Below are 25,875 nucleotides of genomic sequence, written 5' to 3'. Positions count from 1 at the left end.
AATTTTTAAAAAAATAATTATTTAGACACACTTTTATTACTATAACGAATAGGTTGTTCTTACTTTTGCCCAACGTCAGCAGTTTTTCTTCTTGCTGTTAAATCAGCCGCCAGTTGATTGGTTCGTTTTTTCGTTAATGGATATAAGAACACCAAGATAAGAAAAATTACAACATAAACTGCTGCTGGAATTAACGTTGCTAAGGTGTGAATTCCATTTAATACGTGTTGCGGCTGAACTGATCGGTTCGCGTTATAGCCAACAGCACCGATAACAATTCCGCCAAGCCCTCCAGCGATTGCTTGACCAACTTTCCGGGCAAAAGAATAGATTGAGTACACTGTTCCATCTTCCCTTAAACCTGTTAAGAATTCATGATAATCAATAACGTCTGTAACAAAGGCCCAAACAACGATATTAAAGAAAGCAAATCCAAACATTCCGATTGCTGTGATGGCTACAAATACCGTTGCACTTATGTTTGGAAGGAAAAATAACAAGATATAAACAATAGCAGCAAGAGCCATTCCTACAGAGGCAATTTCCTTCTTTCCATATTTACGAACCAACGGGTTGGCAAATGGAATCGCAATAAAGGCTGAAACGGATTGAACAATCCCAACAAAGCTTAATACTTTTGCGTTTCCGAAATAATCTTTAAACAAGTACACATTCACGGTTCCAATCAACATCATGTTGATCATAAATAGCAATGAGGCAATTAGAATCCAAATTAATGGCTTGTTTTTCAATAGACCCTTAATAGTGGTACCAAAATTAGCCCTTTTTCCTTGAGTTTCCGCTACAACGATTCGTTCAGTTGATAACTTTACACACGCCATGTAGCAAGCAAGTGAAAGAATAGCAAAAAGTACGCCTGCCATTAAAAAGCGGTTAGCATCTGCCTTATTGTCAACAAATACAATTAGTGGTCCCACGGCACCAACTATTAATTGTGCTGCCATTGATCCCATCGTTCTGAAGGTGGATAAGGTTGTCCGCTGAACAGGATCATTTGTAATAACTGAAGCCATCGAACCGTAAGGAATATTAACGGTACTATATAATGTTCCCCAGAGAATATAGGTGACGAATGCATATGCCTCATAAAATCCAGTCGACATTCCTGGAATATGCAGGAACATTAACACCCCTGAGATCACAAGTGGAAACGACATCCGAAAAATCCATGGTTTAAACTTTCCGTTTTTACCCGTTTTTCTTGTATCAATAAAACGGCCCCATGTGACATCTGCAAAGGCATCCCATAAACGGGCAATTAAAAAGAGTGTACCCACAAACACAGGACTAATGCCAAAAACGTCAGTATAGTAAACCATTAGAAAAGAACTAACGAGGAAGAAAAAGAAATCGTTTCCAAAATCACCAAATAAATAGCCAAGTTTATCTTTCATACCAAAAGGACGCATTGTGTCAACCTCCAAAGATGATGATGTAATAACGCTTTAAAGAGCTTAAAGCGGTTTCATTTTGTTCATTAAATAAGAACTGAATTATTATTTATAAAAACCTAGAGACAATTAGAAAAAATAGAGACGCTTACAATTCATAGGATACTGACTAAGTTTCGCAGTAACACTTATTGATTGTCTAAATTACTCACTTCCTTTACATACTTGTATACTAGCATACTTTTTAATCATTTTCTAGTAGTGGAAACCTTTGTTCATAATTTGTTTACAATTTAAGCTGATGTAAGTAGTAGAAAAGGGATAGGACAAACACTGGAAAAACAATAGAAAAAAGCCAGATCCTCTACTTTATAGGATCTGGCCTCTTTTATTAACTATTTTCTATTTCAAGCTGATTAAGCAGCTTTTCTTTTTGTTGCTAAATCACTAGCTAGTTGAGTTGTACGCTTTTTGTTTAATGGATATAAGAAGACAATCAATAAGAATACAACAGCTAGAATGACAGCAGGGACTAAGGTTCCAAGTGTATGAATCCCTTTTAATGTGCTTGCTGTTTGGTGTGGAAGATTTGGATTATAACCAACTGCTCCAATTGCTGCAGCACCAACACCACCAGCGACAGCTTGTCCTACTTTACGAGCAAAGGAATAGATGGAATAAACTGTACCGTCTTCACGTAAACCTGTTAAATATTCATGGTAATCAATTACGTCTGTAACGAAAGCCCAAATAACTAGGTTAAACAATCCATAACCGAACATTGCTACAAATAAGATCGAGATAAACTGAGTTGCATTTAGATTTGGTAACAGATATAAGACACCGTAAACAACTGCTGCAATTAAGAGACCTGCTGAAGCTAATTCCTTTTTACCGAATTTTGCTACTAACGGCTTAACCATTGGCATACCAATAAATACAGCAATTGATTGAAGAAGACCAACCATACTTAATGCTTTTGCATTACCGAAATAATCTTTAAACAGATAAACGTTTACTGCGCCAATTAACATGAAGCAAACCATGAAAGTTAAAGATGCGATAAGGAACACTATTAATGGTTTATTTTTTCCTAATCCTTTAATCGTTTGGCCTAAATTAATTTTTGGTTTATTTGTTTCATCCATTGTAATACGTTCAACTGATAGTTTGTAGCATGCCATATAACAAGCGATTGCTAGTACACCGAAAATGATTGCACCTAGTAAAAAGTGGTTGGCATCTGCTTTATTATTTACAAACAAAATCATTGGTCCTACAACGTTAATCACTAAACCTGCCAATTGAGCTCCCAGCGTTCTCCAGCTTGATAAAGTTGTACGATCGACAGGATCTCCTGAGATAACTGAAGCCATTGAGCCATAAGGGATATTAACTGTACTATACAATGTTCCCCATAAGATATAAGTTACATAGGCATATGCTAGGTAGAATCCATTAGACATACCTGGAATATGAACAAACATTAACACACCGGAAACAACGAGCGGAACCGACATTCTTAAAATCCATGGTCTAAACTTACCATTTTTACCTGCTTTTCTTGTATCAATAAAACGCCCCCAAGTGACGTCTGCAATCGCATCCCATAACCTTGCTAATAGAAAGAGACCACCAACCGCAGCTGGATTAAGGTGATAGACATCTGTGTAAAATACCATTAAAAATGACATTACTAGAATAAAGAAGAAATCGTTTCCAAAATCACCGAATAAATAACCAAGTTTGTCTTTAAAACCAAAAGGACGCATGTTTATTCCTCCTACTATAATAATTATTTGTCAGTCAATAAAACGGTTACATTTGATTCAATATTGCAAAAACTAAGAAGAAAAACTTTTACCAATTAAATAACTCATCACCAAGATCTAAAGATTGCTTGTTCATTTTTAGATATAAAAAGCATTTAAAATTGCTAATACGGTTTATTAATTGAACGTAAGCATCTTAGTCATTTGGTTTAAAGTGTTTGGTTTCCCTCCTTCTTTTATTTATACTAGTATACTAGCATGCGAATTTTATTTGTGCAATAGTAAAATTGTAAACGGTAACAATATGTTCATATTTCTAAAAAAAATGAGAGCAGGATGAATAAAAAGTCTTGCATTTCAACTCTCTTTTACTCCTAGCTTTTGGGCAAAAAAAAACAGTATTCCTAAACATTATAGGAATACTGGTATCTTTTCAGGGAGTTCAAAATAGTTTATATAAGGACTGTCCTCCTTAAATAAATCCCCCCAAAGTTTCATTGGTTCGATTATATGGCCCCTTACGATATCTTTTACTTTATCACAATCTTGTTCTTCTAGTATTTGAACGATCCTCATATGTTGGGCAATGGCTTCATCGAAGCTATGCTGCATCTCCGATAGCAGCCTAATTCGATTATAATGAGTGCTTATCCTAGTGATAGCTTCCCATACATGTTCCTTTTTATTCCCTTGAAAAATGGTATAGTGAAATTCTTTGTCAAGCTTGTGGAATTCGCGTTCCATCCCTTTTTTTCCAATCAATTCCTCTTGAAGAGCCATATTTCTTTTTAAGTCATATAAATTTGCTTTTGGAAACGACTCACACGATAGCTTTAATACCTCTTTTTCCAATGTGTACCGCATAAAAGAAGCTTCTTTAATTAATTGAGGGTTAATTTTAGATATATATGTTCCTACTTGAGGGATTACTTCTACTAAATGTTCTTCCCGCAATTTTGCCAAAACCTCTCTAATTGGCGTACGAGATAGCTGTAATGCTTCCGCTAGTTCTATTTCACTGATTGCCTTACCTGGTTCTAGTTCTAAAGACATAATGGAGTCTTTTATGACTCTATATGCATATTCTTTATTATTTTCACGAGGCAGCCTTGCTGATATTGTAACCATACATGGTACACTCCCTAATTTACCGTTCACTTGAACTCAAAATTCTATCCCAATCATAGCATTGTATACATCATCATACAATACTATGGAAAAAAGAAGCCAATTTTGTACCTCCTTTTTCTTAAAGATACTTGTATACTAGCATTCAAAAATTAATTTTACAACAATAATATGTAAGCGGTAACAAAACAGGCAAAATGTAATGAAGAGACCTGTTGCAAAGAACTTTCTTTTAGCATAAAAAAAGACCCCCAAGCAAGTAGCTTGGAAGTCTTTGAAACGCCAAAAATTAACGTTTTGAGAACTGAGGTGCACGACGAGCGCCTTTAAGACCGTATTTCTTACGTTCTTTCATACGAGCGTCACGAGTTAATAAACCAGCGCGTTTTAATGTTGGACGATATTCTGGATCTGCTTGAAGTAATGCGCGAGCAATACCGTGGCGGATTGCGCCAGCTTGACCAGTGTATCCACCGCCGCTTACGTTTACAAGAACATCATAGCTGCCAACAGTTTCAGTAGCTACTAATGGTTGTCTTACAACAACACGTAATGCTTCAAATGGGATATATTCTTCGATTTCACGACCATTAATTACAATTTTACCTGTACCTGGAACTAAGCGCACACGTGCGACAGAGCTCTTACGACGGCCAGTACCAATATATTGAACTTGTGCCATAGTTTTTGTCCCTCCCTCTTAATTAACCGCGAAGTTCGTAAACTTCAGGTTGTTGTGCTTGGTGCGGATGTTCGCTGCCAGCATAGACATGTAATTTTTTAAATGTTTGACGGCCAAGAGAATTCTTTGGAAGCATACCTTTAACAGCAAGCTCGATCATTTTCTCAGCATAGTTTGTACGCATTTCTAGAGCTGTTCTAGTTTTTAAACCACCTGGGTGCATTGTGTGACGGTAGTAAATCTTGTCAGTTAATTTTTTACCAGTTAGTTCTACTTTAGATGCGTTAAGAATAATCACATGATCACCAGTGTCAACATGTGGTGTAAAAGTTGGTTTGTTTTTACCACGTAAGATTGCTGCTACTTCAGAAGCAAGACGACCAAGAGTTTGGCCTTCAGCATCAATCACGTACCATTTACGCTCGATATTGTTGGCATTTGCCATAAACGTTGTACGCATTAATTTCCCTCCTAATTAAATCCATTAAAGATTATGGTTTTCGCACTCTTATAAGCGATTAATGATCATTCTGTTCCGGGAATGAACAACTAATGCCTTTGTGCGGTTAATTTCAATTCATATATTTCCAATCACGATGAAGACTTTCCGGGGCTTTATCGTGGTATTAAAAACACACACATATAATATAATAAATTCTACTACCCAAATTGTCAAGAAAATGTTACACCAGGTTAGGTTGTTTATAAAAAAGCGGCAGCGCCCGTTAGCGAAGTACACTAGTCGCTGGGCGGCTTGTGCTAGACAATAAAAATATTATTCATAAAACACCTGCATTAAATACAATCCTTGAGCCGGGGCCGTCTTACCGGCAATGCGCCTGTCCTTATTTCCTAAAATAGCAGGGATATCCTCTGGTTTACGGTCTCCTGCCCCTACCTCTAACAGTGTTCCAACCAGAATACGGACCATATTATACAAAAAGCCATTTCCAATAAACCGTAGTGTCAACAAATTACCATCTGGGATAAAGTCAATGGACTCAATGGTTCGAACTTTGTCTTCCACTTCCGTCTTTGCTGAACAAAAACTAGTAAAGTCATGGGTTCCGAGGAAAAAATTACTTGCCTCCTGCATGGCTTCAATATTTAGATTATAAGGATAATGATAGGCAAAATGACGCCGAAAAGGGTTCCTTTTCGACGAAAGCTGCAGAACATAGTGGTATTCCTTTCCCACAGCGTCAAAACGGGCGTGAAAGGTCGCACTAGCCCTTTTGACAGACAGTACAGAGATATCCTCGGGTAACATGGAATTCAAGGCCATTTCCCACTTTTTCTCTTCAATAGGAAGAGATGAATCAAAGTGAATGACCTGTCCCTTAGCATGGACCCCAGCGTCCGTTCGCCCCGAGGCAGATACTTTGATCTGTTCACCCTTATGCATTTTTGCTAAAACAGCTTCCAGTTCGGATTGTACTGTTCGTTTATTCGGCTGTACCTGATACCCAGAGAATCCTGAGCCATCATAGGAAATAATACACTTATACCTTTGCATGATTTCGCTCCATTATGAACGTAATAAAATTAAAAGAATCGTTAGAATGGCTAAAATAACGATCTGCAGAGTGTCGGCTGTTTTCCAGCTTAACTGACGGTATTTCGTCCGTCCCTCTCCGCCGCGGTAGCCACGGGCCTCCATTGCAATCGCCAGCTCCTCCGCACGTTTAAAGGCACTGACAAATAAGGGAATTAAGAGCGGAATAACCGCTTTAATGCGTTCTTTAATCGGGCCGCTGGCAAATTCTACTCCACGGGCAATTTGAGCCTTCATGATCTTGTCAGTTTCTTGCATTAACGTTGGGATAAAGCGTAATGATATGGACATCATTAAGGCCATTTCATGAACTGGAAAACGAACTCTTTTTAATGGATGCAAAAGTGCCTCCATTCCATCGGTAATTTCAATCGGGCTCGTTGTTAACGTCAATAAAGACGTCATTAAGATTAAGAGGAAGAACCGCAGTGAGATAAAAACCCCCTGTCTCAATCCTTCTTCATATATTTTCACTGGACCCATTTCAAATATAATGTTTCCTTGCTTTGTGAAGAATAACTGTAATAGTAATGTAAATAAAACCAACCATAAGACTGGTTTTAACCCTCCATATAAAAAACGTACAGGGATTCGGGACATACCAAGCATGTAAAAGGTATAAATTCCAATGAGTGCATAGGTCATCACATTATTTGCTAGAAAAATAATACATACAAAAAGAAATATAATCAGTATTTTGGAGCGAGGATCCATTTTATGAATGGTCGAGTCAGCAGGTACATAACGGCCAAAAATCATTTTTTCCATCATGTCCGTACACCTCTTCTTAAAAGCTCTGTAACTGCGTCGGACAACTCTTCGATAGAGAGATAGATTTTATCTAGTTTTATGCCCATTTTTTCTTCAAACTTTAGTTGAAAACGTACCACTTCAGGAACATCGAGACCCATTTCTACTAATTCAACCGGGGCTGAAAAGATTTCCTCTGGTGTCCCCTTTTTTACTACCTTGCCTTGCTGCATAATGACAATCTGGTCGGCATATTTAGCCGCATCCTCCATACTGTGAGTGACCAAAATGGTGGATAGCTGTCTTTCTTTATGAAGAGCATAAAACATGTCCATAACTTCTCTTCGTCCTCTTGGGTCTAAACCAGCTGTCGGCTCGTCCAAGACAATGACATCGGGCTCCATAGCTAAAACACCTGCGATTGCGACACGGCGCATCTGTCCACCGGATAAATCAAATGGTGACTTTTCAAGTATTTCCTCTGAAAGACCAACCTGCTTCAATGCCAGACGGGCGCGTTCCTTTGCTACTGTTTCAGATACGCCAAAGTTTAACGGTCCAAAAATAATATCTTTTTCAACCGTTTCTTCAAATAGCTGATGTTCAGGAAATTGAAACACAATCCCCACTCTTTGCCGGACTGACTTTAAATTCTTATTTTTTTGCTGTGCTTTTATATCATGTTCGCCAATTTTAACTGTCCCTTTAGAAGGCTGCAGCAAAGCATTTAAATGCTGCAGTACTGTCGACTTCCCCGAACCAGTATGGCCTATGATCGCCATATAGGTGCCTGAAGGAATATCAATCGATACATCCTCAATAGCGAGCCTTTCAAACGGTGTATTGGCCTGATACCGATAGTCTACATGCTGAAGCGAGATGTCCATAGCTCTGTCACCAACTCTTCTTCTGATAAATAATGCTTCGATAGATTGATTCCTTTTTGGCGGAATGCCTTACTCATTTTCACTGAGAATGGAATATCTAAGCCTAATTGAATCAATTGTTCATCCATTGAGAAGATTTCTTCTGGTGTCCCTTCGCGAAATACTTCTCCCCTATTCATCACAATGATTCGATCCGCTTTTGCTGCCTCATCAAGGTCATGTGTAATGGAAATGACGGTTAAGGCCTTCTCCTCTTTAAGAAGTCTAACTGTTTCCAATACCTCTTCCCGTCCTCTTGGGTCTAGCATGGAAGTTGCCTCATCAAGAATAATAATAGCTGGTCTTAAGGCTAATACTCCCGCGATCGCCACCCGTTGCTTCTGTCCACCAGATAGATGGTGGGGCTCTTGATCTAGAAATTGATCCATTTTTACTCTCTTTAATGAATCTTGAACACGTTGGACCATATCTTCTCTAGGTATCCCATTATTTTCTAAACCAAAAGCCACGTCATCCTGTACGGTTGTACCAACAAATTGGTTATCTGGGTTCTGAAAGACCATGCCTATTTTTCTTCTAACATCCCAAATTGTTTCCTCATTCAGCTGCAGATGATCAATAGTGATTTCACCTTCTTGAGGAAACTGAAGACCGTTTAATAATTTTGCCATGGTTGATTTTCCAGACCCATTATGTCCGACAATCGCCAGCCATTCCCCTTCATAAATATCAAAGGTTACATTTTTTAAGGCATATCGTTCCTGTGAGTCATATTGAAAAGATACTCCTTTAAGAGATACAATTGACTTTTTCATTGCGCCATTCTCCCTAGCTAGACTGTACTCTGCTCTTATTACAAGAATTATTATCCATTATAACAAAAAAAGCCCGCACCTCGTCCCTATGCAGCACGTATTCACTGCGAAAAAAAGGATTTCTTAAAAAAGAAATGGGAGGAGGTGCATGAGCTAGACGAGACGCGAAGAATGTACCGGTATGAACCGTTTACATCCTTTGAAGAAAAAACAATGCACCGGCTAACCGGAGTCGCGCTCATCATGACACTCGTTTTGGCTTGTGACTAGCGTATATAAAAGTTGTCCTTACAGAAAAAGGGCAAAGAACAAGTTTGTTTTGTAAACTGTCCAGCGCCCTTGTTGTCTGTTAAGTGTATTAAACTAACTCGATAATAACCATTGGCGCACCGTCACCGCGGCGAGGTCCAAGTTTCATAATACGAGTGTATCCACCTTGACGCTCAGTATAACGTGGAGCGATATCAGCGAAAAGTTTTTGTACAGCATCTTGACCATTTTCAGCATTTGCAACTTCATTACGAACGTAAGAAGCAGCTTGACGACGAGCATGAATATCCCCGCGTTTACCTAAAGTGATCATTTTTTCAACAGTTGAGCGAAGTTCTTTCGCACGAGTTTCTGTTGTTTCGATGCGCTCGTTAATAATTAAATCTGTAGTTAAATCACGTAGCATAGCTTTACGCTGTGCACTTGTGCGTCCTAACTTTCTGTATGCCATGAAGGGTTCCCTCCTTTGTTGAAGTCGTAAAACGGATTATAAGCATTTACAAAAGACTAGTCGTCCTTACGTAAGCCTAATCCAAGCTCTTCTAGTTTTGCCTTCACTTCTTCGAGTGATTTGCGGCCTAAGTTACGAACTTTCATCATATCTTCTTCAGTCTTATTAGCTAATTCCTGAACAGTGTTGATGCCAGCGCGTTTTAAGCAGTTATAAGAACGAACAGAAAGATCCAGTTCTTCAATAGTCATTTCTAAAACTTTTTCTTTTTGATCTTCTTCTTTTTCAATCATAATCTCAGCATTTTGAGCTTCATCCGTTAACCCGACGAAAATGTTCAAATGCTCGGTCAAAATTTTCGAACCAAGAGCAATCGCTTCTTTAGGCCCAGTGCTGCCATCTGTCCAAACATCTAGCGTTAGCTTGTCGTAATTTGCCATTTGACCAACACGAGTATTTTCTACTTGATAGGACACACGAGAAATCGGCGTATAAATCGCATCAATCGGAATCACACCAATTGGCTGATCTTCCCTTTTGTTCTGTTCAGCTGGTGTATACCCACGACCGCGTCTTGCTGTTAATCGCATGCGAAGATGACCATTTGAAGCCAATGTAGCGATATGAAGGTCTGGATTTAGAATCTCAACATCACTGTCGTGTGTAATGTTACCTGCTTTAACAGGACCTTCACCCTGAACATCAATTTCAAGTGTTTTCTCTTCATCAGAGTAGATTTTTAAAGCTAATTTCTTAATGTTTAAAATGATGGATGTTACATCCTCTACGACGCCTTCAATTGTTGAGAACTCATGAAGCACCCCATCGATTTGAATCGATGTAACAGCGGCACCTGGGAGTGAAGATAGTAGGATACGACGTAAGGAGTTACCCAAAGTGGTACCATATCCACGCTCAAGTGGCTCTACGACGAATTTCCCGTACTTGGAATCATCGTTGATCTCAATCGTTTCGATTTTTGGTTTTTCTATTTCGATCATCAAATAACCCTCCTTCAAAACGTCGAAACCTCAATTAGATTTAGTCACTAATTGAAATTCCCCCATGTTTACGTTCCCGTTTTGTGCACAACAACTGGAATAAATCTTCTGTAATAGTGCAAAAAATTAATATCATATCCCATTATAGACATATGATACAAAATCTATACAGAAAAAATTAAACGCGACGACGTTTTGGTGGACGGCATCCATTATGAGGAACAGGTGTAACGTCTTTAATAGCAGTTACTTCAAGACCAGCAGCTTGAAGAGCACGGATTGCAGCTTCACGGCCTGCACCAGGTCCTTTAACAGTAACTTCTAAAGTTTTCATACCGTGTTCAATGGATGTTTTAGCAGCAGTTTCAGCAGCCATTTGGGCAGCGAATGGAGTAGATTTACGAGAACCTTTAAATCCAAGCGCACCAGCACTTGACCAAGAAATTGCATTACCATGAACATCAGTGATAGTTACAATCGTATTGTTAAAAGTTGAACGAATATGTGCGATACCTGATTCAATATTCTTTTTAACACGACGTTTACGTGTATTAGTTTTACGTGCCATTTAAATTAACCTCCTTTGCCGATTACTTCTTCTTGTTCGCAACAGTCTTACGAGGACCTTTGCGTGTACGAGCGTTGTTTTTCGTATTTTGTCCACGAACCGGTAAACCACGACGATGACGTAATCCGCGGTAGCAGCCGATTTCCATTAAACGCTTAATGTTAAGAGAAATTTCACGGCGAAGATCACCTTCGACTTTTAACTTGTCGATGATGTCACGGATTTTGTTTAATTCGTCTTCTGTTAAATCACGTACACGTGTTTCTTCAGAAACGCCTGCTTCTGCTAAAACTTTTTGTGCAGTAGCTTTACCAATACCATAAATGTAAGTCAAAGAGATAACTACACGCTTTTCACGTGGAATATCTACACCAGCAATACGTGCCATAATGAGCGCACCTCCTTAAAATTAACCTTGTTTTTGTTTATGTTTAGGGTTTTCACAGATAACCATAACTTTTCCGCGTCTACGGATAACTTTGCACTTTTCGCAGATCGGTTTAACAGATGGTCTTACTTTCATTATCCTAACCTCCTTAATAGTACGGAGTGCAAGCAAGCAGTTTATTTGAAGCGGTAGGTAATTCTGCCGCGAGTTAAGTCATATGGAGAAAGCTCAACAGTTACCTTGTCGCCAGGAAGAATTCGAATAAAATGCATACGAATTTTACCAGAAACATGAGCTAGCACAGTATGACCATTTTCTAATTCTACCTTAAACATGGCGTTTGGCAAAGTTTCAAGTACTTTACCTTCAATTTCAATTACATCGTCTTTGGCCATCGTCTCGTCTCCCTTCTCTTTCAAAAATAGTGTTGGAAAATACAAATACATCTTCAATCGTACAACAATAGCAACCTTATAATAGTAACATATTGTTTGTCTTCTGTCCGCAAGTAATTTCTACATAACTTGGAATAACCAATTCATCATGTAAGTCTTGCCCAACTCTCGGCCCTACATACTCAGTACAATAGAAAAGCTATTTTCTTCCACATACTTTTGACTTCTTTTGAAGAGTTGTTCGAGAGTCGCTCGCACGATTTGTACTAATGACCATTAATGTAAGTCCTCAAGTAATTGTTCGATATCAGCAAATACCTTTTTTATATCTTGCTGGCCATCAATCGTACGAAGATAGCCTTTTATTTCATAAAAAGTTAATAATGGTTCTTGTTGTTTGATATTAACGTCTAATCGTGTTTGAACGGTTTCAGCGTTATCATCTGCACGTTGGTATAGCTCTCCGCCACACTTATCACAGACACCCTCTTTTGCAGGAGGATTAAAAACTAAATGATAGGTTGATCCACATTCCTTACAGATTCGACGACCTGTCAAACGTTCCATTAAAATACTTTTATCAACATTGATATTAATGACATAATCAATCTTTTTATTTAAATCAGCTAAAAGATTTTCCAAAGCATCTGCTTGAGGTACAGTTCTAGGGAAACCATCTAGTAAGAAGCCTTTTTGACAGTCTTCCTTGCTTAACCGCTCACGAACAATACCGATTGTTACTTCATCCGGAACAAGTTCGCCTTTATCCATGAATGATTTAGCTTGTAATCCTAGTTCTGTTCCTTCTTTCATCGCTGCACGGAACATATCTCCAGTTGAGATATGAGGGATGCCGTATTGTTCGACGATTCTTTCAGCTTGGGTGCCTTTACCTGCACCTGGAAGCCCCATTAATACTAAATTCACACGTGTTCCCCCCTCGTGCTATTAATGGTTTCAGGGGCCAAAAAGGTCCCTAAAACCTTTTATTTTATAAAGCCTTTATAGTGACGCTTAACAAGTTGGGCCTCAAGTTGTTTATAGGTGTCAAGCGCAACGCCGACAACGATCAACAAACTTGTTCCTCCAATTTGAGCAGATTGCGGTAAATTCGCTATTTTAATAAAAATAGTTGGAAGTACAGCAATAATAGTAAGGAAGATTGCACCTACAAAAGTTAATCGATATAAAACGCGAGTTAAGTATTCCTGTGTGCTCTTACCTGGACGTATTCCAGGAATATAGCCGCTTTGCTTCTGTAAGTTCTCCGCTGCTTGTTCAGGGTTAACTTGGATAAAAGCATAGAAATAAGTGAACGCGATAATTAAAGCCGCATAAAGCGTCATCCCAATTGGATGAGAGTAATCTAAATTCTTAGTAATCCATAGCGTTACATCATTTGTTGGAAAGAATGAAGCAATCGTTCTTGGTGTTACAATAAACGAAACCGCGAAGATAACTGGAATTACACCTGCAGCATTAACTTTTAACGGCATGTGTGTAGACTGTCCACCAACAGGATTACGGCCTGCTACCATACGCTTTGCATATTGAATAGGGATCTTACGATTGGCTTGTTGAATGAAAATAACACCAACAACAATCGCAATCACCGCAATAGCGATGAGCAATACTGTTACAATACGTAAAAATAATGCTTCGCCAGCATTTTCAAACTGCTGTACATAGATTTGATTAATCGTACTAGGCATACCGGCAACAATACCTGCAAAGATAATGATAGAAATACCATTTCCCACACCTTTTTCAGTAATTTGCTCGCCAAGCCACATCAAAAATGAAGTACCTGCAGTTAAAGTTACTGCAATCAACAAATACGTACCAATACCAGGGTTTTCAATTAATTGGCCACTAGCTAGGTTGTTAAAACCATATGACATACCTAATGCTTGGATAAATCCAAGCACAACTGTGAAATAACGTGTGAATTGAGCAATCTTACGACGGCCTGATTCACCTTGCTTAGACCATTCCGTAAATTTCGGTACGACATCCATTTGTAAAAGCTGAATAATAATCGAAGCAGTGATATACGGCATAATACCCATTGCAAAGATGGAGAATTGTTTTAATGCTCCACCTCCAAAGGTATTTAAGATCCCAAACACACTTAGCTTATCTTGGCTTGCAAGAACATCGGCATTTACATTTGGTACCGGAATAAACGTACCTAGTCGAAATACTACTAACATTAAAAGGGTGAATATGATTTTACGTCTAATCTCACCCACGCGCATAAAATTGGAGATTGTCTGGAACATTAGATCACCTCAGTAGTTCCACCAGCAGCTTCGATCGCTTCCTTAGCAGCAGAGGAGAATTTGTTAGCTTTTACAGTCAACTTTTTCTCTAACGTACCTTTAGCAAGAATCTTGATTCCTGCTTTTTCATTACTAACCACTCCTGTTTCGATAAGAAGTTCTGGAGTAACTTCTGTACCTTCTTCAAAGCGGTTTAAAGCATCAAGATTCACAATAGCGAACTCTTTGCGGCTAATGTTGGTAAAACCACGTTTTGGTAAACGACGATATAAAGGTGTTTGTCCACCTTCAAATCCAAGGCGTACACCGCCACCAGAACGAGCGTTTTGACCTTTATGACCTTTACCAGCTGTTTTACCTTGTCCTGAACCGATTCCACGACCTAAACGTTTGCGTTCGTGACGAGAACCTTCTGCAGGTTTTAATTCATGAAGTTTCATATTGGCACCTCCTTATGAAAGAAAAGAATCAATTATTGTTCTTTAACTGTTACAAGGTGAGCAACTTTATTAACCATACCGCGAATAGCAGCGTTATCTTGATGCTCAACTGTTTGATTTAATTTGCGTAATCCTAAAGCTTTAACTGTTTCACGTTGGTCCTCAGGGCGACCAATTACGCTGCGGTTGAGGGTAATTAATAGTTTCGCCATTTGATTTCCCTCCTTATCCTAACAGTTCTTCTACTGATTTACCACGTAATTTCGCTACGTCCTCAGCACGTTTTAATTGTTTTAATCCATCAATTGTTGCACGAACCATATTAATCGGAGTGTTTGTTCCAAGTGATTTAGAAAGGATATCAGCTACCCCGCCTAATTCAAGTACGGCACGAACTGGTCCACCAGCGATTACTCCAGTACCTTCAGAAGCAGGTTTTAAGAGAATTTCACCAGCACCAAAGCGTCCAATTACTTGGTGTGGAATACTAGTTCCAACCATTGGTACTTCGACTAAGTTTTTCTTTGCATCTTCGATGGCTTTACGGATTGCATCTGGTACTTCTTGTGCTTTACCAGTGCCGAACCCGACATGACCGTTTTTATCCCCAACTACTACAAGAGCAGAGAAACGGAAACGACGTCCACCTTTAACAACTTTCGCAACACGGTTAACCGTAACTACGCGTTCTTCAAGTTCAAGTTTGTTTGGATCAATACGACGCATCTTTTTGTGTCCCTCCTTTGTCTATTAAAATTGTAAGCCGTTTTCGCGTGCTGCATCAGCTAATGCTTGCACACGTCCATGATAAAGGTATCCTCCACGGTCGAATACAACAGCAGAAATCCCTTTTTCAACAGCACGTTTTGCAACTAATTCTCCGACCTTTTGTGCAGCTTCAACGTTACTTGTAGATTCAAGACCGAAATCTTTTTCCATTGTAGAAGCACTTGCTAAAGTGACTCCATTCAAGTCATCGATCACCTGCGCATAAATGTGCTTGTTTGAACGGAACACATTTAGACGTGGACGAGCAGAAGTACCGCTAAGTTTCGCACGAACACGAGCGTGTCTTTTCTTGCGAGTAGCGTTCTTATCTTGCTTCGTAATCATTTACGTCACTCCTTTCGTTTACTTATGCGGCATTACTTACCAGTTTTACCTTCTTTACGACGAACAAATTCGCCTTCGTAACGGATACCTTTTCCTTTATAAGGCTCTGGAGGACGAACTCCGCGGATATTGGCAGCTAATGCACCAACACGTTCTTTATCAGTACCTTTAATAACAATCTTTGTATTTGCGGGTACTTCGATTTCAAGTCCAGCTTCTGGTTCAATTTCAACTGGATGTGAGTAACCTACGTTTAATACAAGTTTGTTACCTTGCTTTTGAGCACGGTATCCAACCCCGATTAACTCTAAGCCTCTTGTGAAGCCTGTAGATACGCCTTCAATCATGTTCGCGATTACTGCGCGAGTTGTACCGTGCAATGCGCGGTGTTCCTTCACGTCAGATGGACGAGTGATTGTTACTAGGTTTTCTTCAATGTTAATTGTGATATCAGGATTAAAAGTACGAGTTAATTCGCCTTTAGGCCCTTTAACTGTTACAGTACTACCGTTTAAAGTAACAGTAACTCCTGCTGGAATTTCAATTGGTTTTTTTCCTACGCGTGACATTTAAGTAGCACCTCCATTCATTCAAAAACTCGATTACCAAACGTATGCTAAAACTTCTCCGCCGATTTGTTTTGCACGAGCTTCTTTATCAGTAATAACACCAGTTGATGTTGAGACTAATGCGATACCAAGACCGTTAAGTACGCGTGGCACCTCATTTGATTTTGCATAAACTCGAAGTCCAGGCTTGCTTATGCGCTTAAGACCAGTAATAACACGTTCGTTATTTGCACCGTATTTTAAGAAGATACGGATGATTCCTTGTTTGTTGTCTTCGATATACTCAACATCACGAACGAAACCTTCGCGCTTTAAAATTTCAGCAATTTCTTTTTTCAAATTAGAAGCAGGCACTTCTAATTTTTCGTGACGCACCATGTTCGCATTTCTAATGCGAGTAAGCATATCAGCAATAGGATCTGTCATGACCATTATTTTTACCTCCTTCCCAAACTTCTAGTTTTACCAGCTAGCTTTTTTGACACCAGGAATTTGTCCTTTGTATGCTAATTCACGGAAACAAATACGGCAAAGCTTAAATTTACGGTATACAGAGTGTGGACGTCCGCAACGTTCGCAGCGTGTGTACTCTTGTACTTTGAATTTAGGCGTGCGTTGTTGTTTCGCAATCATTGACTTTTTAGCCACGTTTTCGCCTCCCTTTTATTTAACGATTACTTTTGGAATGGCATTCCAAATTGAGTTAAAAGTTCACGTGATTCTTCATCAGTGTTTGCAGTCGTTACGATAACGATATCCATACCACGAACTTTGCTTACTTTATCGTAATCAATTTCAGGGAAGATTAATTGTTCTTTAATACCCAATGTATAGTTACCGCGACCATCGAATGCTTTTTTAGAAACACCACGGAAGTCACGAACACGAGGTAAAGATACGGAAACTAATTTATCCAAGAATTCGTACATGCGCTCACCGCGAAGTGTAACCTTTGCACCGATTGGCATACCTTCACGTAGACGGAAGCCAGCGATAGATTTTTTCGCACGTGTTACAACAGGCTTTTGACCTGTAATAGTTGCTAATTCCTCAACTGCATTATCAAGTGCTTTAGCGTTTGCTACTGCATCGCCGACACCCATGTTGATAACGATCTTTTCAAGTTTTGGAACTTCCATAATTGATTTATAGTTGAACTTGCTCATTAGAGCAGGAGTAACTTCTTTAACAAATTTTTCTTTTAGGCGGTTCATGTAATTAGTACCTCCCTTCTTTTATAAACTATTTATCTAATACTTCACCGGATTTTGCTACGCGTACTTTTTTGCCATCAACCGTTGTGTAACCTACACGAGTTGGGTTACCTGATTTAGGGTCGATAGGCATAACGTTTGACACATGAATAGGAGCCTCAAAGCTGATAATTCCGCCTTGTGGATTCACTTGAGAAGGTTTAGAGTGTTTTTTCACAATATTAACACCTTCCACTAGTACACGGCTGTCTTTAGGATAAGCTGCTAGGATCACTCCTGTTTTACCTTTATCCTTGCCAGAAATAACTCTGACCTTGTCGCCTTTTTTCACATGCATCAGTAAGCACCTCCTTAAAGGCAATTGATTTTAAAATTATAATACTTCTGGAGCTAAAGATACAATTTTCATAAAGTTGTTGTCACGAAGTTCACGAGCAACTGGTCCGAAGATACGAGTTCCACGCGGGCTCTTATCGTCTTTGATAATAACACATGCGTTTTCATCAAAACGAATGTAAGAACCATCAGGACGACGAGCACCTGTTTTTGTACGGACAATAACAGCTTTAACAACGTCACCTTTTTTAACAACGCCACCTGGTGTTGCTTGTTTAACTGTAGCAACGATCACATCACCAATATTAGCAGTTTTGCGACCAGAACCACCAAGAACTTTTATCGTAAGTACTTCACGAGCACCAGAGTTATCAGCAACTTTTAAACGTGATTCTTGTTGAATCATGTGTGTAACCTCCCTTCGGAATGAACATAATCCGAACCATTAAATAATAACTGCTTTTTCTACTACTTCAACTAAACGGAAACGTTTAGTCGCTGAAAGCGGACGAGTTTCCATAATACGTACTACATCGCCGGTTTTCGCTGTATTTTGCTCATCATGAGCTTTAAACTTTTTAGAGTATTTAACGCGTTTACCGTATAACGGATGCTTTTTGTATGTTTCAACAAGAACAGTAATGGTTTTATCCATTTTGTCAGAAACTACGCGTCCAGTGTAAACTTTGCGCTGGTTGCGTTCACTCATAGTGTGAACCTCCTCTCAGGTAATTACTTATTAACGCTGATTTCTCTTTCACGAACAACAGTCTTCATGCGAGCAATCGATTTGCGTACTTCACGAATACGTGCTGTGTTTTCAAGTTGTCCTGTCGCCAATTGAAAGCGAAGGTTGAAAAGCTCTTCTTTTAATGATTTAACTTTTTGTTCAATTTCAGCAGTGGTAAGTTCACGTAGTTCATTAGCTTTCACTTGATTCACCACCAATTTCTTCTCGTTTTACAAACTTACATTTAACAGGAAGTTTGTGCATTGCAAGTCTAAGTGCTTCACGAGCTACTTCTTCAGGAACGCCCGCAATTTCAAACATAATTTTCCCTGGTTTAACAACAGCTACCCAGCCTTCAGGTGCCCCTTTACCGGAACCCATCCGTACTTCTAGAGGTTTAGCAGTGTAAGGTTTATGTGGGAATATTTTAATCCAAACTTTACCGCCACGTTTCATGTAACGTGTCATCGCAATACGAGCAGCCTCGATTTGACGGTTTGTGATCCAAGAAGCTTCTAAAGCTTGTAGGCCGTATTCACCGAAAGTTACTTCAGTACCGCCTTTAGCTTGACCACGCATGTTTCCGCGGTGTTGACGGCGATATTTTACGCGTTTTGGCAATAACATGATTATTTGCCTCCTTCCGCATTTTTCTTCTTAGTAGGAAGGACTTCTCCCTTATAGATCCATACTTTAACGCCTAGCTTACCATAAGTAGTATCAGCTTCAGCAGTAGCATAGTCGATATCCGCACGTAATGTGTGAAGTGGAACAGTTCCCTCACTGTAATGTTCAGCACGAGCAATGTCTGCGCCGCCAAGACGACCAGATACTTGTGTTTTGATACCTTTCGCACCAGCACGCATAGCACGTTGAATAACTTGCTTTTGAGCACGACGGAAAGATACACGGTTTTCTAATTGACGAGCAACATTTTCAGCAACTAGTTTCGCATCAAGATCAGCTCTCTTGATTTCAAGGATGTTGATATGAACTCGTTTGCCAGTTAATTGATTTAAAGCTTTACGAAGTGCTTCAACTTCAGTACCGCCCTTACCGATAACCATACCAGGCTTTGCTGTATGAATTGTAACATTCACACGGTTAGCAGCACGTTCGATTTCTACTTTAGAAACAGAAGCATCTTTTAAACGCTTCGTGATATACTCACGAACTTTAAGGTCTTCGTGTAAAAGTGTAGCGAAGTCTTTGCCTGCGTACCATTTAGATTCCCAATCACGAATGATTCCGATACGCATACCGACTGGATTTACTTTTTGACCCACGGCTTATCCCTCCTTCTTTTCTGTTAAAACGATTGTAATGTGGCTTGTGCGTTTGTTAATTTGGCTTGCACGGCCCATAGCGCGAGGACGGAAACGTTTCAATGTTGGTCCTTCGTCAACGAATGCTTGTGCTACAACTAGATTGTTAACGTCCATTTCGTAGTTGTGCTCAGCATTTGCCATAGCAGATTTTAATACTTTTTCCACGATTGGAGAAGCAAACTTAGGCGTAAGATTTAAAATAGCCACCGCTTCACCAACTTGCTTACCTCGGATTAAATCAACGACTAAACGTGCTTTACGAGGAGCAATACGAACTGTTCTTGCAACAGCTTTAGCTTGCATTTGGATGCCCTCCTCTCTTAACGTCTTGTTTTCTTGTCATCATTACCATGGCCTTTGTAAGCACGTGTTGGAGCAAATTCTCCAAGTTTGTGTCCTACCATGTCTTCAGTAACATATACAGGCACATGTTTGCGACCATCATAAACTGCGATAGTGTGGCCAATAAATTGTGGGAAAATCGTAGAACGGCGTGACCAAGTTTTAATAACTTGTTTGCCTTCCGTTTCATTTAATTTTTCGACCTTAACCATTAAATGATCATCAACAAATGGTCCTTTTTTCAAGCTGCGACCCATGAAGGAACCTCCCTTCGTGACTGTTCTACGGTTCTACTCGTGAACCGTAGCAAAGTCCCGTTATTTTTTACGACGACGTACGATAAATTTATCAGACTTATTTTTCTTTTTACGAGTCTTGAATCCAAGAGTTGGTTTGCCCCATGGAGACATAGGTGACTTACGTCCGATTGGTGAACGTCCTTCACCACCACCGTGTGGGTGATCGTTAGGGTTCATTACAGATCCACGTACTGTTGGGCGTTTGCCTAACCAACGAGAACGACCTGCTTTACCAATGTTGATAAGTTCGTGTTGTTCGTTACCTACTTGACCGATAGATGCACGGCACTCAGCAAGAATCATACGAGTTTCACCAGAAGTTAAACGTACTAATACGTATTTACCTTCTTTACCAAGTACTTGTGCGCTTGTTCCAGCAGAACGTACTAACTGGCCGCCTTTTCCTGGTTTTAATTCGATGTTGTGTACAACTGTACCAACAGGAATATTAGCTAGTGGAAGTGCATTACCCACTTTAATATCAGCCTCTGGGCCTGACATAACTTCCATACCAACTTCTAAGTTTTTAGGAGCTAAGATATAACGCTTTTCTCCATCAACATAATTAATTAATGCAATATTTGCAGAACGATTTGGATCGTACTCAATAGTAGCAACGCGTCCTGGAATGCCATCTTTATTACGTTTAAAGTCAATTAAACGATATTGACGCTTATGGCCGCCACCTTGATGACGAACAGTTAACTTACCTTGGTTATTACGGCCGCCTTTGCTCTTTAATGGAGCTAATAGAGACTTTTCTGGAGTGCTAGTTGTGATTTCTGCGAAATCAGAAGTAGTCATTCCGCGACGACCATTGGAGGTAGGTTTGTACTTTTTAATCGCCATTTTATTTCCCTCCTCTTCTTGTTAGCTTTTTACGCTTCAAAGATTTCGATTTCTTTGCTGTCAGCAGTTAATTTTACAATTGCTTTACGACGTTTGTTTGTGTAACCGCCGAATTTACCCATACGCTTGAATTTACCTTTGTAGTTCATGATGTTAACTTTTTCAACATCAACGCCGAAGATTTCTTCAACAGCATCTTTGACTTGAGTTTTGTTAGCTCTAACATCAACTTCAAACGTATATTTCTTTTCAGACATTAAGTCAGTAGAACGTTCAGTGATAACGGGGCGCTTAAGAATATCGCGTGCATCCATTATGCAAGCACCTCCTCTACTTTTTCAACCGCTGCTTTAGTCATGATCAATTTCTCATGATTTACAACGTCTAATACGTTAATTCCATCAGCAGTTACAACTGTTACACCAGGAATGTTACGTGCAGATAATGCTACGTTTTCATCTAGGTCAGCAGTAACGATAAGTGCTTTCTTCTCAACAGAAAGACCACCTAATACTGTTTTGAATTCTTTTGTTTTTGGTGCTTCAAAAGCTAGGCTTTCAAGTACCAAGATGTTTTCTTCTAACACTTTACTTGAAAGTGCAGATTTGATCGCTAAGCGACGAACTTTTTTCGGTAATTTATAGCTGTAGCTGCGTGGTGTTGGACCGAATACAGTACCACCCCCGCGCCATTGTGGTGAACGAATTGACCCTTGACGTGCACGGCCAGTTCCTTTTTGACGCCATGGCTTACGGCCACCGCCTGCTACTTCAGAACGAATTTTTGTTTTATGAGTACCTTGACGTAATGAAGCTCTTTGCATAATGATTGCTTCAAATAAAACGTGTTGGTTAGGCTCAATACCAAAAACTGCTTCATTAAGTTCGATATCACCAACTTGTGAACCGTTTTGGTTTAATAATGCTACTTTAGGCATTCCTTTGTTCCTCCTTTCTTACAAAGTTACTTATGCTTTAACCGCACCTTTGATTTTTAATAAAGCTTTTTTAGCTCCTGGAACGTTACCTTTAATTAAAATAAGATTGCGTTCAGCATCCACTTTAATTACTTCAAGGTTTTGAACAGTGATTTGGTCCCCACCAGTACGTCCAGGTAAGTTTTTACCTTTAAATACACGGTTTGGAGCAACAGGTCCCATTGAACCAGGACGACGATGATAACGTGAACCGTGAGCCATTGGGCCGCGTGATTGTCCGTGGCGTTTGATAACACCTTGGAAACCTTTACCCTTTGAGATTCCTGTTACATCTACGATATCGCCTGCAGCGAAAATATCAACTTTGACTTCTTGACCAACTTCATATGCTGCTAAGTCATCTCCGCGGAATTCGCGAACGAAGCGCTTAGGAGCAGTATTTGCTTTTGCAACATGTCCCTTTTCAGGTTTGTTTGATAACTTTTCACGTTTATCTTCAAAACCAACTTGAACTGCCACATATCCGTCGCTATCAACTGATTTCTTTTGAAGAACAACGTTTGGAGCTACCTCAACTACAGTTACAGGAATTAAGTTTCCGTTTTCTGCAAATACTTGAGTCATACCAATCTTTCTTCCTAAGATTCCTTTGGTCATGTAAGTCACACCTCCTAATTTTATAATTGTTTATTTGATTAAAGTTTAATTTCAATATCAACGCCAGATGGTAAATCTAAACGCATTAACGCATCAACCGTTTGTGGTGTTGGGTTAACGATGTCGATTAGACGCTTATGTGTCCGCATTTCAAATTGTTCACGAGAATCTTTGTACTTATGAACCGCACGTAGAATCGTGTAAACAGACTTTTCAGTTGGAAGCGGGATTGGACCCGAAACTGCCGCACCTGAACGTTTTGCTGTTTCAACAATCTTTTCAGCAGATTGATCAAGAATCCTGTGATCATATGCTTTTAAACGGATACGAATTTTTTGTTTTGCCATTATTTTCCCTCCTTTATTCGCCTATTTTCAAAATAGACATACTCTGTGGAAATTTCCCACACACGCGCCATGGCAAAGCGGCCGGGTGTGTCAGCAACCTCCCACATCATCGCAGTCAAAGACCAACATTGTCTATTATACATAAAACATAGAGCAAACGCAACACTTAATATGTTTTTTCTTTATGCTTTAGTTTTGAACACTTTTACTATTATAGCGGCTGTTACCGTCTTTTTCAACTGTTATTCATAATCTCCAATAATAACCTAAAGATAGCTTTGTTTATTTAATAAATAGAATTAATTTTATATAGAAGAAACTCGTCTTAATTAGGAGGGGAAAATTTCTATCAGTTATGTTGGGATTTTATAATGGGGTCGGTTTGAGGATCTATATGGAATTCTATTTTTAGGATTTTTGGACATTGGGTCGATTAGCGGTCCTATATGCAACTCTTGTCTGTGGTTTAATCATTTTTCGGTCGGTTAGAAGTTCTATATGCGACTCTTCTCTTTCGTTCAATCACTTTTCGGTCGATTAGCTGCCCTATATGCGACTCTTCTCTTTCGTTCCACCACTTTTCGGTCGATTAGCTACCCTATATGCGACTCTTCTCTTTCGTTCCATCACTTTTCGGTCGATTAGCAGCCCTATATGCGACTCTTCTCTTTCGTTCACCCACTTTTCGGTCGATTAGCAGCCCTATAATGCGACTCTTCTCTTTCGATCCATCACTTTTCGGTCGATTAGAAGCCCTATATGCATTTCTTCTCTTTCGTTCCACCACTTTTCGGTCGATTAGAAGCCCTATATGCGACTCTTCTCTTTCGTTCCATCACTTTTCGGTCGATTAGAAGCCCTATATGCGACTCTCCTCTTACAATTCATCACTACTCGGTCGATTAGCGGTCCTATATACTACTCATCTCTGTGGATCCCTTCCTACTCAGTCGCTTACAAGCCCTATATGCGACTCTCCTCTTACAATTCATCACTACTTGGTCGAGTAGACATCTTCTATCAACTCAATTCCAACTTCTATTCAAATCAATCACCCAGAGACATTAATAAAGCAAAAAAAAAGCAGATGGATCGTCACCCATCTGCTTTTTCATATATTAATTACTCAACGATAGTTGTAATTGAACCTGAACCAACTGTACGTCCGCCTTCACGAATAGAAAACTTAGTTTCTTTTTCGATCGCAACTGGAGCGATTAGTTCAACATCCATTTCGATGTGGTCGCCAGGCATAACCATTTCAGTACCTTCTGGAAGGTGAACAACACCAGTGATATCAGAAGTACGGAAATAGAATTGTGGACGGTAGTTTGAGAAGAATGGAGTATGACGTCCACCTTCTTCTTTTGATAATACATAAACTTGTGCTTTGAACTTTGTGTGTGGAGTGATTGATTTTGGTTTAGCCAAAACTTGTCCACGCTCGATTTCTTCACGAGCTACACCACGAAGAAGGGCACCGATGTTGTCGCCAGCTTCAGCAAAGTCAAGAAGCTTACGGAACATTTCTACACCTGTTACAGTAGTAGATTTTGGCTCTTCAGTGAAACCGATGATTTCAACTACGTCACCAACTTTAACTACACCACGCTCAACACGTCCTGTAGCAACAGTACCACGACCTGTAATTGAGAATACATCCTCAACAGGCATCATGAAAGGTTTGTCAGTGTCACGAGTTGGAGTTGGGATGAACTCATCAACTGCGTTCATTAATTCAAAGATTTTTTCTTCCCATTCTGCTTCGCCTTCTAATGCTTTAAGAGCAGAACCTTTGATAACTGGAGTGTCATCACCAGGGAAGTCGTATTCTGTTAATAGATCACGAATTTCCATTTCTACTAATTCAAGAAGTTCTTCGTCATCAACCATGTCACATTTGTTCATGAATACAACAAGGTATGGTACACCTACTTGACGAGAAAGAAGAATGTGCTCACGAGTTTGTGGCATTGGACCGTCAGTAGCAGATACTACTAAGATACCGCCGTCCATTTGTGCAGCACCAGTGATCATGTTTTTAACATAGTCAGCGTGTCCTGGGCAGTCTACGTGTGCATAGTGACGTGCATCTGTTTCATACTCAACGTGTGCAGTTGAGATTGTGATACCACGTTCTTTTTCTTCTGGAGCACCGTCGATTTGATCGTATGCACGAGCTTCTGCTTTACCAGATTTAGCAAGAACAGAAGTGATTGCAGCAGTTAAAGTAGTTTTACCATGGTCAACGTGTCCGATTGTACCAATGTTAACGTGTGGCTTTGAACGGTCGAATTTAGCTTTTGCCATTTGGAAAATCCTCCTTTGGATTATAAAAATTTAAGTATAGTTAAGAGG

Annotated in this window: 39 protein-coding genes; all 39 read right to left on the bottom strand. The window is 39.5% G+C overall.

Annotation, left to right across the window (positions count from 1 at the left end; all coding sequences use genetic code 11):
• Positions 1-59 precede the first annotated feature (59 nt).
• The 39 genes from AC4E8C_RS00875 to tuf all read right to left on the bottom strand — a co-directional run bounded on the left by AC4E8C_RS00875 (position 60) and on the right by tuf (position 25,827).
• Positions 60-1,430, bottom strand: coding sequence for an MFS transporter (locus AC4E8C_RS00875; protein WP_490209526.1), 1,371 nt, complete (start codon positions 1,428-1,430; stop codon positions 60-62).
• A 398-nt stretch (positions 1,431-1,828) separates the two neighbouring features.
• Positions 1,829-3,184, bottom strand: a complete 1,356-nt coding sequence (locus AC4E8C_RS00870; protein WP_490209524.1) for an MFS transporter — start codon at positions 3,182-3,184, stop codon at positions 1,829-1,831.
• A 411-nt stretch (positions 3,185-3,595) separates the two neighbouring features.
• The gene (locus AC4E8C_RS00865) at positions 3,596-4,312 is read right to left on the bottom strand and encodes a GntR family transcriptional regulator (protein ID WP_490209522.1); all 717 of its coding nucleotides are present in this window, start codon (positions 4,310-4,312) and stop codon (positions 3,596-3,598) included.
• Positions 4,313-4,601: 289 nt separating this feature from the next.
• The gene (gene rpsI / locus AC4E8C_RS00860) at positions 4,602-4,994 is read right to left on the bottom strand and encodes a 30S ribosomal protein S9 (RefSeq protein ID WP_490209520.1); all 393 of its coding nucleotides are present in this window, start codon (positions 4,992-4,994) and stop codon (positions 4,602-4,604) included.
• Between the two features lie 22 nt (positions 4,995-5,016).
• The gene (gene rplM / locus AC4E8C_RS00855) at positions 5,017-5,454 is read right to left on the bottom strand and encodes a 50S ribosomal protein L13 (RefSeq protein ID WP_490209518.1); all 438 of its coding nucleotides are present in this window, start codon (positions 5,452-5,454) and stop codon (positions 5,017-5,019) included.
• A 315-nt stretch (positions 5,455-5,769) separates the two neighbouring features.
• Entirely contained in the window at positions 5,770-6,510 is a 741-nt protein-coding gene (truA, locus tag AC4E8C_RS00850) for a tRNA pseudouridine(38-40) synthase TruA (RefSeq protein WP_490209516.1), read from the bottom strand.
• A gap of 12 nt (positions 6,511-6,522) precedes the next feature.
• On the bottom strand, positions 6,523-7,320 hold the full coding sequence (locus tag AC4E8C_RS00845) for an energy-coupling factor transporter transmembrane component T family protein (RefSeq protein ID WP_490209514.1): 798 nt from the start codon (positions 7,318-7,320) through the stop codon (positions 6,523-6,525).
• Complete coding sequence (locus AC4E8C_RS00840) at positions 7,317-8,186, bottom strand: energy-coupling factor ABC transporter ATP-binding protein (protein WP_490209513.1); 870 nt, start codon at positions 8,184-8,186, stop codon at positions 7,317-7,319. Before AC4E8C_RS00840 ends, AC4E8C_RS00845 begins: the two co-directional genes overlap by 4 nt.
• A complete protein-coding gene (locus AC4E8C_RS00835; protein WP_490209511.1) occupies positions 8,162-9,001 on the bottom strand; it encodes an energy-coupling factor ABC transporter ATP-binding protein in 840 nt (279 codons plus the stop codon). Before AC4E8C_RS00835 ends, AC4E8C_RS00840 begins: the two co-directional genes overlap by 25 nt.
• Positions 9,002-9,359: 358 nt before the next feature.
• Positions 9,360-9,722 carry a 50S ribosomal protein L17 gene (gene rplQ, locus AC4E8C_RS00830; protein WP_490209509.1) on the bottom strand — a complete coding sequence of 121 codons (363 nt, stop codon included), beginning with the start codon at positions 9,720-9,722 and terminating at the stop codon, positions 9,360-9,362.
• A 56-nt stretch (positions 9,723-9,778) separates the two neighbouring features.
• Positions 9,779-10,723 (bottom strand): DNA-directed RNA polymerase subunit alpha, encoded by a 945-nt coding sequence (locus AC4E8C_RS00825; RefSeq protein WP_490209507.1) that lies wholly within the window; start codon positions 10,721-10,723, stop codon positions 9,779-9,781.
• Between the two features lie 178 nt (positions 10,724-10,901).
• Positions 10,902-11,291, bottom strand: coding sequence for a 30S ribosomal protein S11 (gene rpsK, locus AC4E8C_RS00820; RefSeq protein ID WP_026574109.1), 390 nt, complete (start codon positions 11,289-11,291; stop codon positions 10,902-10,904).
• Between the two features lie 22 nt (positions 11,292-11,313).
• On the bottom strand, positions 11,314-11,679 hold the full coding sequence (gene rpsM, locus AC4E8C_RS00815; RefSeq protein ID WP_490209505.1) for a 30S ribosomal protein S13: 366 nt from the start codon (positions 11,677-11,679) through the stop codon (positions 11,314-11,316).
• A gap of 21 nt (positions 11,680-11,700) precedes the next feature.
• Positions 11,701-11,814 carry a 50S ribosomal protein L36 gene (gene rpmJ, locus AC4E8C_RS00810; RefSeq protein WP_000868344.1) on the bottom strand — a complete coding sequence of 38 codons (114 nt, stop codon included), beginning with the start codon at positions 11,812-11,814 and terminating at the stop codon, positions 11,701-11,703.
• Between the two features lie 41 nt (positions 11,815-11,855).
• On the bottom strand, positions 11,856-12,074 hold the full coding sequence (gene infA, locus AC4E8C_RS00805) for a translation initiation factor IF-1 (protein WP_034676129.1): 219 nt from the start codon (positions 12,072-12,074) through the stop codon (positions 11,856-11,858).
• 276 nt (positions 12,075-12,350) lie between these two features.
• On the bottom strand, positions 12,351-13,001 hold the full coding sequence (locus AC4E8C_RS00800; protein ID WP_490209502.1) for an adenylate kinase: 651 nt from the start codon (positions 12,999-13,001) through the stop codon (positions 12,351-12,353).
• Positions 13,002-13,060: 59 nt separating this feature from the next.
• Positions 13,061-14,356 (bottom strand): preprotein translocase subunit SecY, encoded by a 1,296-nt coding sequence (gene secY / locus AC4E8C_RS00795; protein WP_490209500.1) that lies wholly within the window; start codon positions 14,354-14,356, stop codon positions 13,061-13,063.
• On the bottom strand, positions 14,356-14,796 hold the full coding sequence (rplO, locus tag AC4E8C_RS00790) for a 50S ribosomal protein L15 (RefSeq protein ID WP_490209498.1): 441 nt from the start codon (positions 14,794-14,796) through the stop codon (positions 14,356-14,358). The genes secY and rplO overlap by 1 nt, the downstream gene beginning before the upstream one ends.
• A 32-nt stretch (positions 14,797-14,828) precedes the next feature.
• Entirely contained in the window at positions 14,829-15,008 is a 180-nt protein-coding gene (rpmD, locus tag AC4E8C_RS00785) for a 50S ribosomal protein L30 (RefSeq protein WP_490209497.1), read from the bottom strand.
• Positions 15,009-15,021: 13 nt separating this feature from the next.
• Positions 15,022-15,522 (bottom strand): 30S ribosomal protein S5, encoded by a 501-nt coding sequence (gene rpsE / locus AC4E8C_RS00780; protein ID WP_490209495.1) that lies wholly within the window; start codon positions 15,520-15,522, stop codon positions 15,022-15,024.
• Positions 15,523-15,546: 24 nt separating this feature from the next.
• Positions 15,547-15,909: a 50S ribosomal protein L18 gene (rplR, locus tag AC4E8C_RS00775; protein WP_490209493.1), complete on the bottom strand. Its 363-nt coding sequence runs from the start codon at positions 15,907-15,909 to the stop codon at positions 15,547-15,549.
• Positions 15,910-15,941: 32 nt separating this feature from the next.
• Positions 15,942-16,478 (bottom strand): 50S ribosomal protein L6, encoded by a 537-nt coding sequence (rplF, locus tag AC4E8C_RS00770; protein WP_490209491.1) that lies wholly within the window; start codon positions 16,476-16,478, stop codon positions 15,942-15,944.
• 33 nt (positions 16,479-16,511) lie between these two features.
• Positions 16,512-16,910 (bottom strand): 30S ribosomal protein S8, encoded by a 399-nt coding sequence (gene rpsH / locus AC4E8C_RS00765; protein WP_490209490.1) that lies wholly within the window; start codon positions 16,908-16,910, stop codon positions 16,512-16,514.
• A 30-nt stretch (positions 16,911-16,940) separates the two neighbouring features.
• Positions 16,941-17,126 (bottom strand): 30S ribosomal protein S14, encoded by a 186-nt coding sequence (rpsN, locus tag AC4E8C_RS00760; protein WP_007085277.1) that lies wholly within the window; start codon positions 17,124-17,126, stop codon positions 16,941-16,943.
• Between the two features lie 26 nt (positions 17,127-17,152).
• Positions 17,153-17,692, bottom strand: a complete 540-nt coding sequence (gene rplE / locus AC4E8C_RS00755) for a 50S ribosomal protein L5 (RefSeq protein WP_160725568.1) — start codon at positions 17,690-17,692, stop codon at positions 17,153-17,155.
• A gap of 28 nt (positions 17,693-17,720) precedes the next feature.
• Positions 17,721-18,029 (bottom strand): 50S ribosomal protein L24, encoded by a 309-nt coding sequence (rplX, locus tag AC4E8C_RS00750; protein ID WP_335513421.1) that lies wholly within the window; start codon positions 18,027-18,029, stop codon positions 17,721-17,723.
• A gap of 36 nt (positions 18,030-18,065) precedes the next feature.
• On the bottom strand, positions 18,066-18,434 hold the full coding sequence (gene rplN, locus AC4E8C_RS00745) for a 50S ribosomal protein L14 (protein ID WP_490209487.1): 369 nt from the start codon (positions 18,432-18,434) through the stop codon (positions 18,066-18,068).
• Between the two features lie 39 nt (positions 18,435-18,473).
• Positions 18,474-18,737, bottom strand: coding sequence for a 30S ribosomal protein S17 (gene rpsQ, locus AC4E8C_RS00740; protein WP_490209485.1), 264 nt, complete (start codon positions 18,735-18,737; stop codon positions 18,474-18,476).
• A 23-nt stretch (positions 18,738-18,760) separates the two neighbouring features.
• A complete protein-coding gene (gene rpmC / locus AC4E8C_RS00735; protein ID WP_098533209.1) occupies positions 18,761-18,961 on the bottom strand; it encodes a 50S ribosomal protein L29 in 201 nt (66 codons plus the stop codon).
• Positions 18,951-19,385: a 50S ribosomal protein L16 gene (gene rplP / locus AC4E8C_RS00730; protein WP_490209483.1), complete on the bottom strand. Its 435-nt coding sequence runs from the start codon at positions 19,383-19,385 to the stop codon at positions 18,951-18,953. Before rplP ends, rpmC begins: the two co-directional genes overlap by 11 nt.
• A 2-nt stretch (positions 19,386-19,387) precedes the next feature.
• A complete protein-coding gene (gene rpsC / locus AC4E8C_RS00725; RefSeq protein ID WP_490209482.1) occupies positions 19,388-20,044 on the bottom strand; it encodes a 30S ribosomal protein S3 in 657 nt (218 codons plus the stop codon).
• A gap of 3 nt (positions 20,045-20,047) precedes the next feature.
• A complete protein-coding gene (rplV, locus tag AC4E8C_RS00720; protein WP_490209480.1) occupies positions 20,048-20,389 on the bottom strand; it encodes a 50S ribosomal protein L22 in 342 nt (113 codons plus the stop codon).
• 17 nt (positions 20,390-20,406) lie between these two features.
• Positions 20,407-20,685 (bottom strand): 30S ribosomal protein S19, encoded by a 279-nt coding sequence (gene rpsS, locus AC4E8C_RS00715; RefSeq protein WP_090640257.1) that lies wholly within the window; start codon positions 20,683-20,685, stop codon positions 20,407-20,409.
• Positions 20,686-20,745: 60 nt separating this feature from the next.
• On the bottom strand, positions 20,746-21,576 hold the full coding sequence (gene rplB / locus AC4E8C_RS00710) for a 50S ribosomal protein L2 (protein ID WP_490209478.1): 831 nt from the start codon (positions 21,574-21,576) through the stop codon (positions 20,746-20,748).
• A 29-nt stretch (positions 21,577-21,605) separates the two neighbouring features.
• A complete protein-coding gene (rplW, locus tag AC4E8C_RS00705; protein ID WP_490209477.1) occupies positions 21,606-21,890 on the bottom strand; it encodes a 50S ribosomal protein L23 in 285 nt (94 codons plus the stop codon).
• Positions 21,890-22,513: a 50S ribosomal protein L4 gene (gene rplD / locus AC4E8C_RS00700; RefSeq protein ID WP_490209475.1), complete on the bottom strand. Its 624-nt coding sequence runs from the start codon at positions 22,511-22,513 to the stop codon at positions 21,890-21,892. Before rplD ends, rplW begins: the two co-directional genes overlap by 1 nt.
• 30 nt (positions 22,514-22,543) lie before the next feature.
• Positions 22,544-23,170, bottom strand: a complete 627-nt coding sequence (rplC, locus tag AC4E8C_RS00695; protein WP_490209474.1) for a 50S ribosomal protein L3 — start codon at positions 23,168-23,170, stop codon at positions 22,544-22,546.
• 38 nt (positions 23,171-23,208) lie between these two features.
• Positions 23,209-23,517 carry a 30S ribosomal protein S10 gene (gene rpsJ, locus AC4E8C_RS00690; protein WP_007085291.1) on the bottom strand — a complete coding sequence of 103 codons (309 nt, stop codon included), beginning with the start codon at positions 23,515-23,517 and terminating at the stop codon, positions 23,209-23,211.
• A gap of 1,122 nt (positions 23,518-24,639) precedes the next feature.
• Entirely contained in the window at positions 24,640-25,827 is a 1,188-nt protein-coding gene (gene tuf / locus AC4E8C_RS00685) for an elongation factor Tu (protein ID WP_490209471.1), read from the bottom strand.
• Positions 25,828-25,875: the final 48 nt, after the last annotated feature.

The organism is Neobacillus sp. SRL179 (assembly GCF_984799095.1).
This window is presented reverse-complemented; position numbering and strand designations above follow the sequence as displayed.

Excerpts from the sequence above, each read along its gene's own strand:
- rplO (WP_490209498.1), bottom strand. The coding sequence starts at position 14,796 with ATGAAACTTCATGAATTAAAACCTGCAGAAGGTTCTCGTCACGAACGC.
- rpsJ (WP_007085291.1), bottom strand. The coding sequence starts at position 23,517 with ATGGCAAAACAAAAAATTCGTATCCGTTTAAAAGCATATGATCACAGG.
- truA (WP_490209516.1), bottom strand. The coding sequence starts at position 6,510 with ATGCAAAGGTATAAGTGTATTATTTCCTATGATGGCTCAGGATTCTCT.
- AC4E8C_RS00870 (WP_490209524.1), bottom strand. The coding sequence starts at position 3,184 with ATGCGTCCTTTTGGTTTTAAAGACAAACTTGGTTATTTATTCGGTGAT.
- rplM (WP_490209518.1), bottom strand. The coding sequence starts at position 5,454 with ATGCGTACAACGTTTATGGCAAATGCCAACAATATCGAGCGTAAATGG.
- rpsI (WP_490209520.1), bottom strand. The coding sequence starts at position 4,994 with ATGGCACAAGTTCAATATATTGGTACTGGCCGTCGTAAGAGCTCTGTC.
- rplX (WP_335513421.1), bottom strand. The coding sequence starts at position 18,029 with ATGCATGTGAAAAAAGGCGACAAGGTCAGAGTTATTTCTGGCAAGGAT.
- AC4E8C_RS00825 (WP_490209507.1), bottom strand. The coding sequence starts at position 10,723 with ATGATCGAAATAGAAAAACCAAAAATCGAAACGATTGAGATCAACGAT.
- rplD (WP_490209475.1), bottom strand. The coding sequence starts at position 22,513 with ATGCCTAAAGTAGCATTATTAAACCAAAACGGTTCACAAGTTGGTGAT.
- rplV (WP_490209480.1), bottom strand. The coding sequence starts at position 20,389 with ATGCAAGCTAAAGCTGTTGCAAGAACAGTTCGTATTGCTCCTCGTAAA.
- secY (WP_490209500.1), bottom strand. The coding sequence starts at position 14,356 with ATGTTCCAGACAATCTCCAATTTTATGCGCGTGGGTGAGATTAGACGT.
- rplB (WP_490209478.1), bottom strand. The coding sequence starts at position 21,576 with ATGGCGATTAAAAAGTACAAACCTACCTCCAATGGTCGTCGCGGAATG.
- rplR (WP_490209493.1), bottom strand. The coding sequence starts at position 15,909 with ATGATTACGAAGCAAGATAAGAACGCTACTCGCAAGAAAAGACACGCT.
- AC4E8C_RS00865 (WP_490209522.1), bottom strand. The coding sequence starts at position 4,312 with ATGGTTACAATATCAGCAAGGCTGCCTCGTGAAAATAATAAAGAATAT.
- AC4E8C_RS00835 (WP_490209511.1), bottom strand. The coding sequence starts at position 9,001 with ATGAAAAAGTCAATTGTATCTCTTAAAGGAGTATCTTTTCAATATGAC.
- infA (WP_034676129.1), bottom strand. The coding sequence starts at position 12,074 with ATGGCCAAAGACGATGTAATTGAAATTGAAGGTAAAGTACTTGAAACT.
- rpmD (WP_490209497.1), bottom strand. The coding sequence starts at position 15,008 with ATGGCGAAACTATTAATTACCCTCAACCGCAGCGTAATTGGTCGCCCT.
- rpsQ (WP_490209485.1), bottom strand. The coding sequence starts at position 18,737 with ATGAGTGAACGCAACCAGCGCAAAGTTTACACTGGACGCGTAGTTTCT.
- rpmJ (WP_000868344.1), bottom strand. The coding sequence starts at position 11,814 with ATGAAAGTAAGACCATCTGTTAAACCGATCTGCGAAAAGTGCAAAGTT.
- rpsS (WP_090640257.1), bottom strand. The coding sequence starts at position 20,685 with ATGGGTCGCAGCTTGAAAAAAGGACCATTTGTTGATGATCATTTAATG.
- rplQ (WP_490209509.1), bottom strand. The coding sequence starts at position 9,722 with ATGGCATACAGAAAGTTAGGACGCACAAGTGCACAGCGTAAAGCTATG.
- rpsE (WP_490209495.1), bottom strand. The coding sequence starts at position 15,522 with ATGCGTCGTATTGATCCAAACAAACTTGAACTTGAAGAACGCGTAGTT.
- rplP (WP_490209483.1), bottom strand. The coding sequence starts at position 19,385 with ATGTTATTGCCAAAACGCGTAAAATATCGCCGTCAACACCGCGGAAAC.
- rplE (WP_160725568.1), bottom strand. The coding sequence starts at position 17,692 with ATGAACCGCCTAAAAGAAAAATTTGTTAAAGAAGTTACTCCTGCTCTA.
- rplF (WP_490209491.1), bottom strand. The coding sequence starts at position 16,478 with ATGTCACGCGTAGGAAAAAAACCAATTGAAATTCCAGCAGGAGTTACT.
- AC4E8C_RS00845 (WP_490209514.1), bottom strand. The coding sequence starts at position 7,320 with ATGATGGAAAAAATGATTTTTGGCCGTTATGTACCTGCTGACTCGACC.
- rplW (WP_490209477.1), bottom strand. The coding sequence starts at position 21,890 with ATGGATGCACGCGATATTCTTAAGCGCCCCGTTATCACTGAACGTTCT.
- rplN (WP_490209487.1), bottom strand. The coding sequence starts at position 18,434 with ATGATTCAACAAGAATCACGTTTAAAAGTTGCTGATAACTCTGGTGCT.
- rpsM (WP_490209505.1), bottom strand. The coding sequence starts at position 11,679 with ATGGCACGTATTGCTGGTGTAGATATTCCACGTGAAAAGCGTGTAGTT.
- rplC (WP_490209474.1), bottom strand. The coding sequence starts at position 23,170 with ATGACCAAAGGAATCTTAGGAAGAAAGATTGGTATGACTCAAGTATTT.
- AC4E8C_RS00840 (WP_490209513.1), bottom strand. The coding sequence starts at position 8,186 with ATGGACATCTCGCTTCAGCATGTAGACTATCGGTATCAGGCCAATACA.
- rpsK (WP_026574109.1), bottom strand. The coding sequence starts at position 11,291 with ATGGCACGTAAAACTAATACACGTAAACGTCGTGTTAAAAAGAATATT.
- tuf (WP_490209471.1), bottom strand. The coding sequence starts at position 25,827 with ATGGCAAAAGCTAAATTCGACCGTTCAAAGCCACACGTTAACATTGGT.
- rpsH (WP_490209490.1), bottom strand. The coding sequence starts at position 16,910 with ATGGTCATGACAGATCCTATTGCTGATATGCTTACTCGCATTAGAAAT.
- AC4E8C_RS00875 (WP_490209526.1), bottom strand. The coding sequence starts at position 1,430 with ATGCGTCCTTTTGGTATGAAAGATAAACTTGGCTATTTATTTGGTGAT.